Origin of the sequence: Streptomyces sp. NPDC047841, assembly GCF_040704085.1 — a bacterium.
GTDB classification, from domain to species: Bacteria; Actinomycetota; Actinomycetes; order Streptomycetales; family Streptomycetaceae; genus Streptomyces; species Streptomyces argyrophylli.
Genome location: NZ_JBEYRP010000021.1, coordinates 58319 through 75120, shown reverse-complemented (window position 1 = coordinate 75120; position 16802 = coordinate 58319). Strand labels below are relative to the sequence as shown.

Here is a 16802-nt window from a genome sequence, read left to right as displayed (position 1 = left end):
GCCCGGGTCACCCGGTGACGCCCACCACCAGCCAGATGAAGGCCGCGCCCGCGACCGTGCACAGCAGGGTGGAGCGGGCGGGGTGCTCGTGGTGGGCCTCGGGGAGGATCTCCGCCGCGGCGAGGTACAGCAGTGCGCCGCCGAACAGGCCGAGATAGCCGCCGAGGACGCCCGCCGGGACGGTGAGGAACGTGGACGCGGCGGCTCCGGCGACGGGGGCGACCGCGTCCGCGAAGAGCATGGCCAGGGCCTTGCGGCGGGCGTTGCCGTACAGGCTGGTGAGGGTGAAGGTGTTGAAGCCGTCCGCGAAGTCGTGGGCGATGACGGCGAGCGCGACCGCGGTGCCCATCCCGTCGCCCACCTGGAACGACGCGCCGATCGCCACGCCGTCCATCAGGCTGTGGCCCACCATCGCCGCGGCCGCCGTCAGGCCCACCTCGGGAGCCCTGTGACGGTGTTCGTCCGCTCCGTGCGAGGCGCGGCGGGCCGCCAGCAGGCGTTCCACCAGATGGGCGAGGAGGAAGCCGGCCAGGAACAGCAGGAGCGCGGCCGGGACGCCGTGGACCTCGGTGCCCGCCGCCCGCAGCGCCTCCGGCAGCAGGTCCAGGCAGACCACGCCCAGCATCAGCCCGCCGGCCAGGCCCAGCACCAGATGGCGGCGGTCGGTCACGCGCTGTGCCGTCCAGCCGCCGGCCAGCGTCATCAGGAACGCGCCGAGCGCGACGAAGACCGCCATAGGCCCTTGCTATCGGATCGACCCGCCTTCCCGCACGTCCGACAGCCATAACCGCAGTACTCGTAGGAGAGGACCGATTCCCATGGCCGATGCCCCCACCGGCAAGGTGACCTTCGTCGGTGCCGGCCCCGGCGCCGCCGACCTGCTGACGTTCCGTGCCGCGCGGGCCATCGCCGAGGCCGACGTCGTGATCTGGGCCGCGAGCCTGGTCCAGGCGGAGGTCCTCGAACACGCCCGCGAGGACGCCGAGGTCCTGGACTCGGCGGCCATGTCGCTGGAGGACGTCGTCGCGGTGTACCGACGCGCGTTCGAGGAGGGACTCCGGGTGGCCCGGATCCACTCCGGCGACCCGGCCCTGTGGGGCGGCACGCAGGAGCAGCTGGACCGCTGCGAGGAGATCGGCATCGCGACCGAGGTCGTACCGGGCGTGTCCTCCTTCTCCGCCGTGGCCGCGCTGGCCCGGCGCGAGCTGACGATTCCCGAGGTCGCGCAGTCCGTGGTGCTGACCCGGCTGGGCGGGGGCAAGACGCCGATGCCGCCCGGCGAGGAGGTCCGCGAGTTCGCCCGCCACGGCACCACCATGGCGATCTTCCTGTCGGCGGCGCGCAGCGGGCAGCTGGTGCGGGAGCTGCTGGAAGGCGGCTACCCGACGAGCACCCCGGTGGTGATCGCGTACCAGGCGACCTGGCCGGAGGAGCTGGTCGTGAAGTGCACGATCGGCACGCTGGAGGAGACCGTCAAGGAGCACCGGCTCTGGAAGCACACGCTGTTCCTGGTCGGCCCGGCGCTGGACGCGCACGGGACGCGTTCGCACCTGTACCACCCGGGGCACTTCCACGGCTACCGCAAGGCCGACCCCGAGGCGCGGCGGGCGCTGCGCGAGCAGCGGGCGAAGAATTGATCACCGTCGTCGGTGCGGGGACCGGGGCGCCGGTGCCCGCGGACGTCGTCGCCGGGGCCGCGCTGGTCGTCGGCGGGCGGCGGCACCTGGACGCCGTACGGCTGCCCGAGGGGGCGCGGCGGGTGGTGCTCGGTCCGCTGGCGCCCGCGCTGGACACCGTCGCCGAGTACGTCGGCAAGGAGCTGCCGGTGGTCGTGCTGGCGTCCGGTGACCCGGGGTTCTTCGGGATCGTGCGGGCGCTGGCCGAGCGGTTCGGGTCCCATCTGCTGGACGTACGGCCGGGGGTGTCCTCCGTGGCCGCCGCCTTCGCCCGGATCGGGCTGCCCTGGGACGACGCGGTCGTGGTCAGCGCGCACGGCCGGGACCTGCGGACGGCGGTGAACGTGTGCCGGGCGCGGCCGAAGGTGGCCGTGCTGACCGGGCCGGGCGCCGGTCCGGCCGAGCTGGGGGCCGCGCTCCCCGGTGACCGGACCCTGGTCGTGGCGAGCGCGCTCGGCGATCCGGAGCGGGAGCGCGTGGAGCGGGTGACGGCCGCCGAGGCGGCGGCGCGGGACTGGGGCACGGCGGTGAGCGTGGTGCTGTGCCTGGACGGGGCGCGGGCGCTCGGCGCGGTGCGGACGGTGGCCGGGGTGCCCGGCGCGCCGGACCGGTGGGCCCTGGAGGAGGGCGCCTTCACGCACCGGGACTCGATGATCACCAAGTTCGAGGTGCGGGCGCTGGCCCTGGCCCGGCTGGGGCCGCGCCTGGGCGACCTGGTGTGGGACGTGGGCGCCGGGTCGGGCTCGGTCGCGGTGGAGTGCGCGCGGCTCGGCGCCGCCGTCGTCGCCGTGGAGAAGACCCCGGACGGGGTGGCGCGCATCCGTGCCAACGCGGAGGCCCACGGCGTCGGCGTGGACGTGGTGCACGGCTCGGCGCCGGAGGCCCTGGCGGGGCTGGCCGGCGATCCCGACGCGGTGTTCGTGGGCGGCGGGGGCCGGGAGCTGCCCGCCGTGGTGGGCGCGTGCGCGCGGCGGGCCCGGCGCACGGTCGTCGTCGCCATGGCCGCGCTGGACCGGGTGCCGGCGGCCCGGCAGGCGCTGGCGGAGGCCGGGTTCACCTGCGACGGGGTGCTGCTGCAGTCCTCGCGTCTCGCGCCGCTGCCGGGGGACGTCACCCGGCTCGCGGCCACCAATCCTGTGTTCCTGCTGTGGGGCGTGAGAACCCCGGTGTCTAGTGAAGGAGTAGTCCAGTGATCGGCCTGATTTCCGCCACCGCGGCGGGGGCGGCGGCGCGGGACCGGCTGGCCGCGGCCTGGCCGGGGCGCACGCGCGTCTACGAGGGTCCCGTCGGGGAGGCCGTACGGGCCGCGTTCGCGGAGTGCGAGCAGCTGGTGTGCTTCCTGGCGACCGGGGCGGTGGTGCGGCTGCTCGCGCCGCTGCTCGCCGGCAAGGCGGCCGACCCGGGTGTGGTGTGCGTGGACGAGGGCGGCCGGTTCGCGGTGTCGCTGCTCGGCGGGCACGGCGGCGGTGCCAACGCGCTCGCCCGCGAGGTGGGTGCGGTGCTGGGCGCCGAGCCGGTGGTGACGACCGCGACGGACGCCGCCGGGCTGCCGGGCCTGGACACGCTCGGGCTGCCGTACGAGGGGGCGGTCGCCGCGGTCTCCCGGGCGCTGCTGGACGGCGAACCGGTCGCGCTGGAGGCGGAGGTGGCGTGGCCGCTGCCGCCGCTGCCGGTCGCGCCCGAGGGTGCGTACACGATCCGGGTGACCGACCGGGCCGTCGCGGCGGGCGAGCGGGAGGTGCTGCTCAGGCCGCCGTCGCTGGTGGTCGGGGTCGGCGCGTCGAAGGGCGCGCCGGCCGAGGAGGTCCTCGGCCTGGTCGAGGAGGCGCTGCGGGAGGCGGGCCTGTCGCCGCGGTCGGTCGCCGAGCTGGCCACCGTGGACGCCAAGGCCGGGGAGCCGGGCATAGTGGCCGCCGCCGAACGGCTCGGGGTGCCCCTGGTGACGTACTCCGCCGGTGAACTGGCGGCGGTCGAGGTGCCCAACCCGTCCGACGCGCCCCTCGCGGCCGTCGGCACCCCGTCGGTCGCGGAGGCCGCCGCCCTGGTCCGGGGCGGTGAACTCCTCGTCCCCAAGCGGAAGTCGGACGCGCGGCCGGCGATGGCGACCTGTGCGGTCGTACGGCGTCCGGGGCGCGGGCGGCTCGCCGTCGTCGGCCTCGGGCCGGGCGCCCGGGACCTGCTCACCCCGCGCGCGGCGGCCGAGCTGCGGCGGGCGTCGGTGCTGGTCGGGCTCGACCAGTACGTGGACCAGATCCGCGATCTGCTGCGGCCCGGCACCCGGGTGCTGGAGTCGGGGCTCGGCGCGGAGGAGGAGCGGGCCCGGACGGCGGTCGCACAGGCCCGCGAGGGGCACGCGGTGGCGCTGATCGGCAGCGGGGACGCGGGCGTGTACGCCATGGCCTCCCCTGCGCTCGCCGAGGCCTCGGACGACATCGACGTGGTCGGGGTGCCCGGGGTGACGGCCGCGCTGGCCGCCGGGGCGATCCTGGGCGCGCCGCTGGGCCACGACCACGTGTCCATCAGCCTGTCCGACCTGCACACGCCCTGGGAGGTCATCGAGCGCCGGGTGCGCGCGGCGGCCGAGTCGGACCTCGTCGTCACCTTCTACAACCCGCGCTCCCGGGGCCGCGACTGGCAGCTGCCGAAGGCGCTGGGCATCCTCGGCGAGCACCGGGACGCCGGCACTCCGGTGGGTGTCGTCCGCAACGCCTCCCGCCCCGACGAGTCCGGCCGGCTCACCACGCTCGGCGCGCTCGACCCCGCGACGGTCGACATGATGACGGTCGTGACGGTGGGCAACACCGCGACCCGGAACATCGCCGGGCGCATGGTGACGCCGCGCGGCTACCGCTGGCAGGAGGACCCGAAGTGAACCGCGTCGTCCACCCTATCGAGCAGGAGTCCTACCGGCGGCTGCGCGCCCGCCTGGACACCTCGCACTTCCCGCCGCTGACCCGGGCGGTGGTGGAGCGGGTCATCCACTCCGCCGCCGACCTGGAGTACGCGAACGACCTCGTCATGGACGAGGGTGAGCTGGTGGCCGCGCACGCGGCGCTGCACGCCGGGGCGCCGGTGGTCGTGGACGTCGAGATGGTGGCCGCCGGGATCACCCGGCGCGAGACCGTCTGCCGGCTGAGGGACGCGGTGGCCGGGCCGGGTCTGACCCGGTCGGCGCACGCGATCCGGCTCGCGTACGAGCAGGTCGGTCCCGGCGCCCTCTGGGTGATCGGCAACGCGCCGACCGCGCTGGAGGAACTGCTGACCCTGGACGCCGCCCCGGCACTCGTCATCGGCCTGCCCGTCGGCTTCGTCGGCGCGGTCGAGTCCAAGGCCGCATTGCGCGAGAGCGGGCTGCCCGCCGTGAGCAACGTGTCCGAGAAGGGCGGGTCGGCGGTCGCGTCCGCCGCGCTCAACGCCCTGCTGTACCACCCCGCTGCACACTCCGAGGAGAACGCGTGACCACCCCGCCCGCCCTGCTCATCGCCGGCCACGGCACCCGTGACGACGCCGGCGCCGAGGCGTTCCGCGCCTTCGTCCGGGAGCTGGGGCGCCGCCACCCCGGGCTGCCCGTCGCCGGCGGCTTCATCGAGCTGTCCCCGCCGCCGCTGGGCGAGGCCGTCACCGAGCTGGTCGAACAGGGCGTACGCCGGTTCGCCGCCGTGCCGCTGATGCTGGTGTCCGCCGGGCACGCCAAGGGTGACATCCCGGCGGCGCTGGCCCGTGAGAAGGAGCGGCACCCGGGCATCTCGTACACCTACGGCCGTCCGCTGGGCCCGCACCCGGCGCTGCTGGGCGTGCTGGAGCGGCGGCTGGACGAGGCGCTGGGCGGCACGGACCGCTCGGAGGCGACCGTGCTGCTGGTCGGGCGCGGCTCCACCGACCCCGACGCCAACGCCGAGGTGTTCAAGGCGGCGCGGCTGCTGTGGGAGGGCCGGGGGTACGCCGGGGTGGAGACGGCGTTCGTGTCGCTCGCGGCGCCGGACGTGGCGAGCGGGCTGGACCGGTGCGCGGCGCTGGGGGCGCGGAGGATCGTCGTGCTCCCCTACTTCCTGTTCACCGGCATCCTGCCGGACCGGGTGCGGCGGCAGACCGAGGAGTGGGCCGCCGCGCACCCGGGGACCGAGGTGCGCTCGGCCGACGTCATCGGGCCCGAGCCGGAGCTGCTGGACCTGGTGATGGAGCGGTACGAGGAGGCCGTCAAGGGCGATCTGCGCATGAACTGCGACTCGTGCGTGTACCGGATCGCGCTGCCGGGCTTCGAGGACAAGGTCGGGCTGCCGCAGCAGCCGCACTTCCACCCGGACGACGACGACCACCACCACGGGCACGGGCACCACCCTCACGGGGGGCACTCGCACAGCCATGCGCACTGAAGCGACCGGCGGGTCCGGCGGGTCCGGGCACGACCTGCGGCACCACGGGGACGCGGAGGTGCGGGACGACGGGGCCGCGTTGGTCGACCTCGCCGTCAACGTCCGCGCGGACACGCCCCCGGCGTGGCTGCGGGAGGAGATCGCCGGCTCGCTGTCGTCGCTCGCGGCCTATCCGGACGGGCGGGCCGCGCGGGCGGCGGTCGCGGCGCGGCACGGGCTGCCGGTGGAGCGGGTGCTGCTGACGGCGGGCGCGGCGGAGGCGTTCGTGCTGCTCGCCCGTGCGCTGAAGGTCCGCCGGCCGGTCGTCGTGCACCCGCAGTTCACCGAGCCGGAAGCCGCGCTGCGGGACGCCGGGCACACCGTGGACCGGGTGCTGCTGCGGGAGGCGGACGGGTTCCGGCTGGACCCGGCGGCCGTGCCGGAGGACGCCGACCTGGTGGTGATCGGCAACCCCACGAATCCGACGTCGGTGCTGCATCCGGCGGAGGCGGTCGTCCGGCTCGCCCGGCCGGGGCGGACGCTGGTGGTGGACGAGGCGTTCATGGACGCGGTGCCGGGCGAGCGGGAGGCGCTGGCCGGGCGGACCGGTGTGCCGGGGCTCGTGGTGCTGCGCAGCCTCACCAAGACCTGGGGGCTGGCCGGGCTGCGCATCGGATACGTGCTGGCCGCGCCCGAGGTGATCGCCGAGCTGGAACGGGCCCAGCCGTTGTGGCCGGTGTCGACACCGGCGCTGGCGGCCGCGCGGGCGTGTGTGGCGCCGAGGGCGCTGGCGGAGGCGGGGCACGCGGCGCACCGCATCGCCGGGGACCGGGCACACCTGGTGGCCGGGCTGGCCGCGTTCGCCGCACGCGGGGTGCGGGTGGTGGGGGCGGCGCAGGGGCCGTTCGTGCTGGTCCGCATGCCGGGCGCGGCCGGGGTACGACGGCGGCTGCGGGAGCTGGGTTACGCGGTGCGCCGGGGTGACACGTTCCCCGGGCTCGGGGACGAGTGGGTGCGGATCGCCGTGCGGGACCGGGCGACCGTGAACGGGTTCTTGCGGGCACTGTCGTCCGCCCTGGATCCGCCGGCCCACCCACCCGTGCCGCCTGGCTGAGGAGGGGGGCCACCGACGGGCGCGGACGAGACGGGACCGGTCACGCGCGCCGCCGGGCTGACACGTTCGCCGGGCTCGGAGACGGGACCGGTCACGCGCACCGCCGGTGTGCCCCCCGGCCACCGACGGGCACGGACGAGACGGAACCGGTCACGCCACCGGCGTGACCCCCCGGCCACCGACCGGCACGGACGAGACGGGACCGGTCACGCGCCGCCGGCGTGACCCCCCGGCCACCGCCAGGTGACCGCTTCCCCCAGCCGCCGCCTGTCAGCCCTTCCGGCGTCGGGCCACGGCGACCGCTCCCCCGCCCGCGAGCAGCAGGGCGAGTGCGCCGCCCGCGATGTACGGGGTCGCCGAGCTGCCGCCGGTCTCCGCGAGGTCCGCTGTGGCGGGGGCGCCCTGCGGGCGGGGGCCGGCGGCCGGGTCGTGGCTCGGTACCGGGGTCTTGGCGGGCGGGGTCACCGGGGACTCGCAGGTGGCCTTGGCCAGGGTGACCGTGCCCTCGACGTCGGCCACGTTCAGCTTCAAGGGGTTGACGGACACCTTGAGTTCGAGGGCGGTCGCGGCGGCCGTACGGGTCGTGGTGCTCCGCCGGGACAGGTCGAGGCGGACCTCGCCGACGCCGGGCACCTTCACCTGGGTCGGTCCGCCGGCGGTGAGGGTGACGCGCTTGCCGAGGACGGTGACGGCGCCGAGGACGTTCGCGGAGGCGACCGGTGCCTCGCCGGCCGCACAGGTCGCCCTGGCGGTGATCGTGTCGGCCTTGATCAGGGACAGCAGGGGCAGGCCGGGGACGTGCAGCTCGGCGTGGGCGACCCGGACCGAGCCCTCGGCGCGCCGCGCGGTCACCGTGGCCCTGGCCTGGGCGACGTCCGCGCCGAGGACGGTGAACGGCCTGCCGCCGTTCACGCCGCCGAGGCGGGCGGACAGCGCGGTCCGGTCGGCGCTCGCCGGTGCCTGGACCTCGTTGAGGGAGACCGCGAGCGGGACGTGCACGGTCTTGTCGAGCAGGGACACGCCGAGCCCGGTGCGCAGGACGACGGCGGAGGCGCGACCGTGGGCACCGGTCGCGTGCGCGGCGCCCGCGCCCCCCAGGACCACGGGCGCCGAGGCGAGGGCCGTGGCCGTCGCGAGGACGGTGAGACGGCGTGCGGACATGCGGAAGTTGTTGCTGTTCACGGCGGTGGGACCCCCAGACGGAACCTGCTTGGGACCCGTCAACCTTGTCCCCGGTGTGGGTGAACGGTCAGCGATCCGGGGTTACTTCACTCAAACGTGGATTTTCCGCAAGCCGATTCGATTCCGGGGCGAAATCGACGGCATCACGGGAACGTCTACTCGACCACCCGTCCGTTCAGCACCACCCGCCGGGGCGCCGCCATCACCCGCACGTCCGCCCGGGGATCGGCCTCGTACACCACGAGGTCGGCCGGGGCGCCCTCCTCCAGCCCGGGGCGGCCGAGCCAGGCGCGGGCGGCCCAGCTGGTGGCGGCGAGCGCGTCGACCGGCGGGATGCCGGCGGCGACCAGTTCGGCGACCTCCTCCGCGACCAGCCCGTGCGGCAGCGTGCCGCCGGCGTCCGTGCCGACGAAGACCGGGATGCCGGCGTCGTAGGCGGCGCGCACGGTGTCGTAGCGCCGCTCGTGCAGCCGGCGGATATGGGCGGACCAGCGCGGGAACTTCTTCTCGCCGCCGTCCGCGAGCCGGGGGAAGGTGGCGATGTTGACGAGGGTCGGGACGATCGCGACGCCCCGCTCGGCGAACAGCGGGATCAGGTCCTCGGTGAGGCCGGTGGCGTGCTCGATGCAGTCGATGCCCGCCTCGACCAGGTCGCGCAGCGAGTTCTCGGCGAAGCAGTGGGCGGTGACCCGGGCGCCGAGCCGGTGGGCCTCGGCGATGGCCGCCTCCACCGCCCCGCGCGGCCAGCAGGGGGCCAGGTCGCCGAGGTCGCGGTCGATCCAGTCGCCGACCAGCTTGACCCAGCCGTCGCCGCGCCGGGCCTCCCGGCCGACGTAGGCGACGAGGTCGTCCGGCTCGATCTCCCAGGCGAAGTTGCGGATGTAGCGGCGGGTGCGGGCGATGTGCCGGCCCGCCCTGATGATCTTCGGGAGGTCGTCGCGGTCGTCGATCCAGCGGGTGTCGGAGGGCGAGCCCGCGTCGCGGACCAGCAGGGTGCCCGTCTCCCGGTCGGTGAGCGCCTGCTTCTCCGCGGTGTCCGCGTCGACCGGGCCCTCGGCGCCCAAGCCCACGTGGCAGTGCGCGTCGACCAGGCCGGGCAGCGCCCAGCCCTCGACGGTGATGATGTCGCGGGCCCCGGCGGGGCGTTCGTAGCAGACGCGGCCCCCGACCACCCACAGCTCGTCACGGACGTCGTCCGGCCCGGCCAGGACCCGGCCCTTCACGTGCAGCACCGCACCATCGCTCATGCCCGCACCCTAACGACCTACGGCTCGGACGTCCCCACCTGGCCGGAGGTCTCCTCCTCGACCTCGGCCATCGCCGGGTCGAGCAGCCGGGAGAGGAAGTGCCGGGTCCGCTCGTGCCGCGGGTCGCCGATCACCCGCTCCGGGCTGCCGTCCTCGACGATCACCCCGCCGTCCATGAAGACGACCCGGTCGGCGACCTCGCGGGCGAAGGTCATCTCGTGCGTGACGACCATCATCGTCATGCCCTCCCGCGCGAGCCGGCGCATGACGGCGAGGACGTCGCCGACCAGCTCCGGGTCGAGCGCGGAGGTCGGCTCGTCGAAGAGCATCACCTCGGGGCCCATGGCGAGCGCGCGGGCGATGGCGACGCGCTGCTGCTGGCCGCCGGAGAGGGAGGACGGGTAGGCGTCCGCCTTCTCGGAGAGGCCGACGCGGGCGAGGTTCTCGGCGGCGACGCGCGCGGCCGTCTCCTTGTCCCGCCCGAGGACGCGGCGCTGCGGCAGCGTGAGGTTCCCGGTGACGTTCAGGTGCGGGAAGAGGTTGAACTGCTGGAAGACCATGCCGATGCGGCGGCGTACGGCGTCGATGTCGACGTCGGGGTCGGTCACCTCGGTGCCGCCGACGAAGACCTGGCCCCTGGTGGGCTCCTCCAGCAGGTTCACGCAGCGCAGCAGCGTGGACTTGCCGGAGCCGGAGGGGCCGATGACGCAGACGACCTCGCCCTGGCCGATCTCCAGGTCGATGCCGCGCAGCACCTCGTTGTCGCCGAAGGACTTGTGCAGTCCGCGGACCTCGATCTCCGGGCGGCTCACCGGATCGCCTCCTGGGCCTTGGATTCCATACGGCGCACGACGAAGCTGAGCGGGATGGTGACCAGCAGGTAGCACAGGCCCGCGACCAGGATCGGCGTGGAGTTGGCGGTCGTACTGGCGAGGTCGCGGCCGAACTTGGACAGTTCCCGCTCCTCCAGGGTGACACCGAGGAACAGCACCAGCGAGGAGTCCTTGAAGAGCAGGACGAGTTCGTTGGTGAGCGGCGGCAGGATGATCCGGAAGGCCTGCGGGACGATGATGGAGACCATGGCCTTGGCGGGCGAGAAGCCGAGCGACCGGGCCGCCTCCATCTGTCCCTTGGGCACGGCCTGGATGCCGGCCCGGATGGTCTCCGCCATGTACGCGGCGGAGACCAGGCCGAGCGCCAGGGCGACCTTGCCGTAGGTACCGCCCGGGATCTCCGTGCCGGGGAAGGCGAGGGGCACGGCGACGCCGACGAAGATGAAGATCAGCAGGGCGGGCAGCCCGCGGAAGATCTCGATGTAGACGCTCGCCAGCCAGCGGTAGGGGCCCACGGAGGACAGCCGCATCAGCGCGAGGAGCATGCCGAGGACGAGTCCGACGACGAAGCCGGACAGCGTGTAGAGCACGGTGTTCTTCAGCGCCAGCGTGATGACGTCCGGGAACATCTGCTTCGCGATGTCCGCCTGGGCGAACTGGTTCTGCAGCCGGCCCCAGTCGGCCGTGGCCGCGAAGGCGATCACGGCGGCGGCGAAGACGGCGTACTGGACACCGCGTGACAGAGCGCGCTTCTGACGCCGGGTCAGTCCCCTCTTCTTCGGCTGGAGGGCTGTGTCCGTGTCGGTCATGAGGCGGCGGGAGAGGCGACGGAGGCCTCGTACGGGCCGATCCACTGCTCGTAGATCTTCTTGTAGGTGCCGTCGGCCTTGGCGGTCCTGATCGCCTTGTTCACGGCGTCGAGCAGCGCCTTGTTGCCCTTCTTGACGGTGAAGCCGTACTGCTCACCGGTCTTGAGGTTGTCGACGACCTTGAACTTGTCCGCGTTGGCCTTGTCCTTCAGCCAGCCCTGGACGACCGGGTAGTCGATGACGACGGCCTGGACCTGGCCGGTGCGCAGGCCGTTGAGGACGGCGTCGGAGGACTCGAAGGAGATCGGGTCGTAGCCCTTGCCCTTGACGTAGTCCTCGCCGGTGGTCTGCGCCTGGGCGCCGAGCTTCTTGCCCTTGGCCTTGACGTCGGCGAGCGAGCCGATCCCGCTGTTCTTGTCGACGAGGACGGCCTGGGTGGCCTCGAAGTACGGGTCGGAGAAGTCGACGTTCTTCTTGCGCTCGGCGGTGATGGTCATGCCGGCGGCGGCCAGGTCGCACTCGCCCGAGTTCAGGAAGGCGCCCGTCTTGAAGTTCTCGAAGGGCGTGTCGAGGATCTGCTGCTTGACGCCGAGGTCCTTGGCGACGAGGTCGATGAGGGAGACGTCGAAGCCCTGCACCTTGCCGTTCACCTCCGACTGGAACGGCGGGTACGGCAGGTGGGTGCAGGTGGTCAGCTGACCGGCCTTGACCAGGTGGACGCCCTTGACCGTGGTCTTGCCGCTCCCCGAGTCGCTGGAGGAGCAGCCGGCCGCGACGAGCACGAGTGCGGCGGTCGCGGTGGTGGCGGCCAGGAGGCGGGTCCGGCGCCCGACGAGCGTTTTCATGGGGGAGGTCTCCTGTCGGGGAACTAAGGGTTCCGATTATAAGGACGGGTTTGAGTCTCTCAAATCAAACCCATGGCCAGGTGGGCCCCCGACCTAAGATCGGGGGAGTCGGCCCCCGAGAGACGAAGAGAGCACCGCCGTGACCCACCCCTTCCTCGACCTGCCCCCGCTGACTGCCGAGCGTTTCGCCGCCATCGAGGACGGGGTGGCCCGGCTGCTGGACACCCGCCAGGACGTCCTGATCACCCAGGGCGAGGCGCTGCTGCCGCTGGAGGGCGCGATCCGCGCGGCCGCCGGTCCGGGCACGGTGGCCCTGAACGTGATCACGGGCCCCTACGGGCAGACCTTCGGCAACTGGCTGCGCGACGCCGGCGCCACGGTGCACGACCTCTCGGTCCCCTTCCACACGGCGGTGACCGCCGCGCAGGTCCGCGAGGCGTTCGCCGAGCACCCGGAGATCGACTTCGTGTCGCTGGTGCACGCCGAGGCGGCGACCGGCAACACCAACCCGGTCGCGGAGATCGGCGAGGTGGTGCGGGAGCGGGGCGCCCTGTTCTACCTGGACGCGGTGGCCTCCGTGGGCGCCGAGCCCGTGCTGCCGGACGCGTGGGGCGTGGACCTGTGCGTGATCGGGGCGCAGAAGGCGATGGGCGGCCCGGCGGGTGTGTCGGCGATCTCGGTGAGCGAGCGGGCGTGGGCCCGGATGGCCGCCAACCCGCACGCCCCGCGCCGCTCCTACCTGTCCCTGCTGGACTGGAAGGAGCGCTGGATCGACGCCGGCCGCAAGGCGCTGCCGCACGCTCCGGCGCAGCTGGAGATGCTGGCGCTGGAGGCGTGCCTGGAGCGGATCGAGTCGGCGGGCCTGGAGTCGGTGATGGCCCGGCACCGGCGCGCGGCGCTGGCCTCGCGGGCCGGCGCGGTCGCACTGGGCGGGGGCCTGGAGCCGTACGTGTACGAGGAGAGGGACGCGGCGCCGGTCGCCACGACCCTGCGGGTGCCGTCCGGCGTGGTGGCCTCCGACCTGGTGGCCCGCGCCCTGGCGACGGACCCCGCCCTGCCGCTCGCGGCGGGCGGCGGCGCCCTGGCCCGGGAGATGATCCGCGTCAACCACTACGGCCCCGACGCGACGCAGGGCGCGGTCCGGGACTGCCTGGCGGCACTGGGCGCGGCGCTCGCCGAGCAGGGCGTGCCGGTGGACCCGGCCGCCGCCCGCGCGGCAGTGGAGCACGCCTGGCGCTGACCGGCGGTCCGCGGTCATCCCGGGAGGGTGACGGAACCCGGTACGCGACGAAAACGGCTCGCGCACACCGCGCGGGCCGTTTTCACATCTTGAATTCCAATTACTTTCACAAACTCCGCCAATTCTCCGGGCGATAGCTTCCCGTCTTCTTCTGCCCGCTTTTTGCAGGGCTAAACAACAGAGTTTGCCGACGCGTTTCCCGCACTTTGCAACCTGTGACACACTCCACAACGAGTGCGATTTGTACAGATTTGATGCGGGACATCACGGACATTTCACTGATCGAGCGAGAACCCCTCGCGTTCGCTCCCGTGCATTTTCGAATTCGCCTCGCTAAATTCGTGCCGCATGACTGCCGCACCCGCAGACCTGCTCATCGAACAACCGGCGACGACCGACGGAGCCGCGCTCTGGCGTCTCGCCAAGGAATCGAAAACCCTCGACGTCAACTCCTCCTACAGCTATCTGCTGTGGTGCCGGGACTTCGCCGGCACCTCGGCGGTGGCGCGCGGCGCGGGCGGGGAGCCGGTCGGCTTCGTCACCGGATACCTGCGGCCGGACCGCCCCCGCACGCTGCTCGTCTGGCAGGTGGCCGTCGACCCCGCCCACCGGGGCCACGGCATCGCCGCCAAGCTGCTGGACGGGCTGACCGCCCGGCTCGTCGCCGAGCGGGGGATCACCGGGATGGAGACCACCATCACGCCCGGCAACACCGCCTCCGAGCGGCTGTTCACCTCCTTCGCCGAGCGGCACGGCGCACAGGTGACCCGTGAGGTGCTGTTCCCGGCCGAGCTGTTCACGGACGGCCCGCACGACCCCGAAGTCCTTTACCACATCGGCCCGTTGACCGACTCCACCGCCCACTGAGGAGCGAATCACCGTGACCATCACCCAGCCCGACCTCAGCGTCTTCGAGACCCTGGAGTCCGAGGTGCGCAGCTACTGCCGCGGCTGGCCCACCGTCTTCGACCGCGCGCAGGGCAGCCGGATGTACGACGAGGACGGTCATGCGTACCTCGACTTCTTCGCCGGTGCCGGCTCACTCAACTACGGCCACAACAACCCCGTGCTCAAACGGGCGTTGATCGACTACCTGGAACGGGACGGCGTCACCCACGGCCTGGACATGTCGACCACGGCCAAACGCACCTTCCTCCAGGCCTTCCAGAACCTGGTCCTGCGCCCGCGCGACCTGCCGTACAAGGTCATGTTCCCGGGGCCGACCGGCACCAACGCCGTCGAGTCGGCGCTGAAGCTGGCGCGGAAGGTGAAGGGCCGCGAGGCGATCGTGTCGTTCACCAACGCCTTCCACGGCATGTCGCTCGGCTCCCTCGCCGTGACCGGCAACGCCTTCAAGCGGGCCGGAGCGGGCATCCCGCTGGTGCACGGCACGCCGATGCCGTTCGACAACTACTTCGACGGCACGGTCCCGGACTTCCTGTGGTTCGAGCGGCTGCTGGAGGACCAGGGCTCCGGGCTGAACAAGCCCGCCGCCGTGATCGTGGAGACCGTGCAGGGCGAGGGCGGCATCAACGTGGCCCGGCCCGAGTGGCTGCGCGCGCTGAAGGAGCTGTGCGAGCGGCAGGACATGCTGCTGATCGTCGACGACATCCAGATGGGCTGCGGCCGTACCGGCGCATTCTTCTCCTTCGAGGAGGCCGGCATCACCCCGGACATCGTCACCGTGTCGAAGTCGATCAGCGGCTACGGGCTGCCGATGTCGCTGTGCCTGTTCAAGCCCGAGCTGGACGTGTGGGAGCCGGGCGAGCACAACGGCACCTTCCGCGGCAACAACCCCGCCTTCGTGACCGCCACCGCCGCCCTGGAGACGTACTGGACCGACGGCTCGGCCATGGAGAAGCAGACCCGCGCCCGGGGCGAGCAGGTCGAGCGGGCCCTGATCTCCATCACCGAGGAGAACCTGGCCGACGTCAGGGAGTACCGCGGCCGCGGGCTCGTGTGGGGCCTGGAGTTCCACGACACCTCCCGGGCCTCCCGGGTCGCCCGCCGCGCCTTCGAACTCGGGCTGCTGATCGAGACGTCCGGCCCCCAGGGCGAGGTCGTCAAGCTGCTGCCGGCCCTGACCATCACCCGCGACGAACTGGACGAGGGACTCAGCGTCCTCGCCCGCGCCGTCCGCGAGACCGCCTGACCCCACCCAGCAAGGAGGAAGCGCAACCCATGATCGTCCGATCGTTCAAGGACGTCGAAGGCACCGACCGGCACGTCAGGGCGAAGTCCGGCACCTGGGAGAGCAAGCGGATCGTCCTCGCCAAGGAGCGCGTCGGCTTCTCCCTGCACGAGACCATCCTGTACGCCGGGACCGAGACGTCGATGTGGTACGCCAACCACGTCGAGGCCGTCGTCTGCACCAGGGGCGAGGCGGAACTCACCGACCAGGAGACCGGGAAGACGTACACCATCACCCCCGGCACCATGTACCTCCTCGACGGGCACGAGCGGCACACGCTGCGCGTCAAGGAGGACTTCCACTGCATCTGCGTGTTCAACCCGCCGGTCACCGGCCGGGAGGACCACGACGAGAACGGCGTCTACCCCCTGCTCACCGAGCCCGAGGAGGTGTGAGAACCCATGACCACCGCCACCGTGAGGGACCTCTACCCGACCCGCGGCACCACCGAGGTGACCGTTCCCCGCCAGGACCCCGTCGTCTGGGGCGCCCCCGACACCCCGGGCCCGATCGCGACGGCCGACCTCCAGGCGTACGAGCGGGACGGCTTCCTCGCCGTCGACCAGCTCATCGGCCCGGACGAGGTCGAGGTCTACAAGCGTGAGCTGGACCGGCTGGTCGCCGACCCGGCGATCCGTGCCGACGAGCGCGCGATCGTGGAGCCGAAGTCCAAGGAGATCCGCTCGGTCTTCGAGGTGCACCGGATCAGCGAGGTGTTCGCGAACCTGGTGCGCGATCCGCGCGTGGTCGGCCGCGCCCGGCAGATCCTCGGTTCGGACGTGTACGTCCACCAGTCCCGGATCAACGTCAAGCCGGGCTTCGGCGCGAGCGGCTTCTACTGGCACTCGGACTTCGAGACCTGGCACGCCGAGGACGGCCTGCCGAACATGCGCACGGTGTCCGTCTCCATCGCGCTGACCGAGAACCACGACACCAACGGCGGCCTGATGATCATGCCGGGTTCGCACCGGACGTTCCTGGGCTGCGCCGGTGCCACGCCGAAGGACAACTACAAGAAGTCCCTGCAGATGCAGGACGCGGGCACGCCGTCGGACGAGGCGCTGACCGCGCTGGCGGGCGAGTACGGCATCCGGCTGTTCACCGGCAGGGCCGGCTCGGCGACCTGGTTCGACTGCAACGCCATGCACGGCTCCGGCGACAACATCACGCCGTTCCCGCGCAGCAACGTCTTCATCGTGTTCAACAGCGTGGAGAACACGGCGGTGGAGCCGTTCGCGGCGCCCGTGCGGCGGCCGGAGTTCATCGGGGCGCGGGACTTCACCCCGGTGCGGTGACCCCCGGCCACCGGGCCG

The 16802-nt window shown here is 73.1% G+C and carries 17 protein-coding genes; 11 read left to right on the top strand and 6 right to left on the bottom strand.

What is annotated here, in order from left to right; translation table 11 throughout:
• Window positions 1–7: 7 nt before the first annotated feature.
• On the bottom strand, window positions 8–736 hold the full coding sequence (locus tag AB0947_RS31215) for a ZIP family metal transporter (protein WP_366753714.1): 729 nt from the start codon (window positions 734–736) through the stop codon (window positions 8–10).
• A gap of 82 nt (window positions 737–818) precedes the next feature.
• Here AB0947_RS31215 and cobM point away from each other — a divergent pair, with 82 nt between their 5' ends.
• Genes cobM through cobC form a run of 6 tightly spaced genes read left to right on the top strand, consistent with a single transcriptional unit; the run spans window position 819 to window position 7142 of the window.
• Window positions 819–1637: a precorrin-4 C(11)-methyltransferase gene (cobM, locus tag AB0947_RS31210; protein WP_366753713.1), complete on the top strand. Its 819-nt coding sequence runs from the start codon at window positions 819–821 to the stop codon at window positions 1635–1637.
• Complete coding sequence (cbiE, locus tag AB0947_RS31205) at window positions 1634–2869, top strand: precorrin-6y C5,15-methyltransferase (decarboxylating) subunit CbiE (RefSeq protein ID WP_366753712.1); 1236 nt, start codon at window positions 1634–1636, stop codon at window positions 2867–2869. The genes cobM and cbiE overlap by 4 nt, the downstream gene beginning before the upstream one ends.
• On the top strand, window positions 2866–4548 hold the full coding sequence (gene cobJ / locus AB0947_RS31200) for a precorrin-3B C(17)-methyltransferase (protein ID WP_366753711.1): 1683 nt from the start codon (window positions 2866–2868) through the stop codon (window positions 4546–4548). The genes cbiE and cobJ overlap by 4 nt, the downstream gene beginning before the upstream one ends.
• The gene (locus tag AB0947_RS31195; protein WP_366753710.1) at window positions 4545–5135 is read left to right on the top strand and encodes a precorrin-8X methylmutase; all 591 of its coding nucleotides are present in this window, start codon (window positions 4545–4547) and stop codon (window positions 5133–5135) included. The genes cobJ and AB0947_RS31195 overlap by 4 nt, the downstream gene beginning before the upstream one ends.
• The gene (locus tag AB0947_RS31190; RefSeq protein ID WP_366753709.1) at window positions 5132–6049 is read left to right on the top strand and encodes a sirohydrochlorin chelatase; all 918 of its coding nucleotides are present in this window, start codon (window positions 5132–5134) and stop codon (window positions 6047–6049) included. The genes AB0947_RS31195 and AB0947_RS31190 overlap by 4 nt, the downstream gene beginning before the upstream one ends.
• The gene (cobC, locus tag AB0947_RS31185; RefSeq protein ID WP_366753708.1) at window positions 6039–7142 is read left to right on the top strand and encodes an Rv2231c family pyridoxal phosphate-dependent protein CobC; all 1104 of its coding nucleotides are present in this window, start codon (window positions 6039–6041) and stop codon (window positions 7140–7142) included. Before AB0947_RS31190 ends, cobC begins: the two co-directional genes overlap by 11 nt.
• 270 nt (window positions 7143–7412) lie before the next feature.
• Here cobC and AB0947_RS31180 read toward each other — a convergent pair whose 3' ends face one another.
• The 5 genes from AB0947_RS31180 to AB0947_RS31160 form a co-directional block, all read right to left on the bottom strand.
• Window positions 7413–8324 carry an SCO1860 family LAETG-anchored protein gene (locus AB0947_RS31180; protein ID WP_366753707.1) on the bottom strand — a complete coding sequence of 304 codons (912 nt, stop codon included), beginning with the start codon at window positions 8322–8324 and terminating at the stop codon, window positions 7413–7415.
• A gap of 155 nt (window positions 8325–8479) precedes the next feature.
• Window positions 8480–9571 carry an amidohydrolase family protein gene (locus tag AB0947_RS31175; protein WP_366753706.1) on the bottom strand — a complete coding sequence of 364 codons (1092 nt, stop codon included), beginning with the start codon at window positions 9569–9571 and terminating at the stop codon, window positions 8480–8482.
• 17 nt (window positions 9572–9588) lie between these two features.
• Complete coding sequence (locus AB0947_RS31170) at window positions 9589–10383, bottom strand: amino acid ABC transporter ATP-binding protein (RefSeq protein ID WP_366753705.1); 795 nt, start codon at window positions 10381–10383, stop codon at window positions 9589–9591.
• On the bottom strand, window positions 10380–11213 hold the full coding sequence (locus AB0947_RS31165; protein WP_366753704.1) for an amino acid ABC transporter permease: 834 nt from the start codon (window positions 11211–11213) through the stop codon (window positions 10380–10382). The genes AB0947_RS31170 and AB0947_RS31165 overlap by 4 nt, the downstream gene beginning before the upstream one ends.
• Complete coding sequence (locus AB0947_RS31160) at window positions 11210–12058, bottom strand: transporter substrate-binding domain-containing protein (RefSeq protein WP_366753703.1); 849 nt, start codon at window positions 12056–12058, stop codon at window positions 11210–11212. Before AB0947_RS31160 ends, AB0947_RS31165 begins: the two co-directional genes overlap by 4 nt.
• 139 nt (window positions 12059–12197) lie before the next feature.
• On the opposite strand from AB0947_RS31160, the gene AB0947_RS31155 reads away from it, so the two are divergent.
• From AB0947_RS31155 to thpD, 5 genes are all read left to right on the top strand, one after another.
• The gene (locus tag AB0947_RS31155; RefSeq protein ID WP_366753702.1) at window positions 12198–13298 is read left to right on the top strand and encodes an aminotransferase class V-fold PLP-dependent enzyme; all 1101 of its coding nucleotides are present in this window, start codon (window positions 12198–12200) and stop codon (window positions 13296–13298) included.
• 348 nt (window positions 13299–13646) lie between these two features.
• Complete coding sequence (gene ectA / locus AB0947_RS31150) at window positions 13647–14165, top strand: diaminobutyrate acetyltransferase (RefSeq protein WP_366753701.1); 519 nt, start codon at window positions 13647–13649, stop codon at window positions 14163–14165.
• 13 nt (window positions 14166–14178) lie between these two features.
• Window positions 14179–15450: a diaminobutyrate--2-oxoglutarate transaminase gene (gene ectB / locus AB0947_RS31145; protein WP_366753700.1), complete on the top strand. Its 1272-nt coding sequence runs from the start codon at window positions 14179–14181 to the stop codon at window positions 15448–15450.
• A 29-nt stretch (window positions 15451–15479) separates the two neighbouring features.
• Window positions 15480–15884 (top strand): ectoine synthase, encoded by a 405-nt coding sequence (locus AB0947_RS31140; protein WP_366753699.1) that lies wholly within the window; start codon window positions 15480–15482, stop codon window positions 15882–15884.
• Between the two features lie 6 nt (window positions 15885–15890).
• Window positions 15891–16784 carry an ectoine hydroxylase gene (gene thpD, locus AB0947_RS31135; RefSeq protein ID WP_366753698.1) on the top strand — a complete coding sequence of 298 codons (894 nt, stop codon included), beginning with the start codon at window positions 15891–15893 and terminating at the stop codon, window positions 16782–16784.
• Window positions 16785–16802: the final 18 nt, after the last annotated feature.

Bases quoted from the DNA above. Each gene is read 5' to 3' on its own strand.
- AB0947_RS31215 (WP_366753714.1), bottom strand. From the start codon at position 736: ATGGCGGTCTTCGTCGCGCTCGGCGCGTTCCTGATGACGCTGGCCGGC.
- cobM (WP_366753713.1), top strand. From the start codon at position 819: ATGGCCGATGCCCCCACCGGCAAGGTGACCTTCGTCGGTGCCGGCCCC.
- cobC (WP_366753708.1), top strand. From the start codon at position 6,039: ATGCGCACTGAAGCGACCGGCGGGTCCGGCGGGTCCGGGCACGACCTG.
- AB0947_RS31175 (WP_366753706.1), bottom strand. From the start codon at position 9,571: ATGAGCGATGGTGCGGTGCTGCACGTGAAGGGCCGGGTCCTGGCCGGG.
- AB0947_RS31165 (WP_366753704.1), bottom strand. From the start codon at position 11,213: ATGACCGACACGGACACAGCCCTCCAGCCGAAGAAGAGGGGACTGACC.
- AB0947_RS31160 (WP_366753703.1), bottom strand. From the start codon at position 12,058: ATGAAAACGCTCGTCGGGCGCCGGACCCGCCTCCTGGCCGCCACCACC.
- ectA (WP_366753701.1), top strand. From the start codon at position 13,647: ATGACTGCCGCACCCGCAGACCTGCTCATCGAACAACCGGCGACGACC.
- AB0947_RS31140 (WP_366753699.1), top strand. From the start codon at position 15,480: ATGATCGTCCGATCGTTCAAGGACGTCGAAGGCACCGACCGGCACGTC.
- thpD (WP_366753698.1), top strand. From the start codon at position 15,891: ATGACCACCGCCACCGTGAGGGACCTCTACCCGACCCGCGGCACCACC.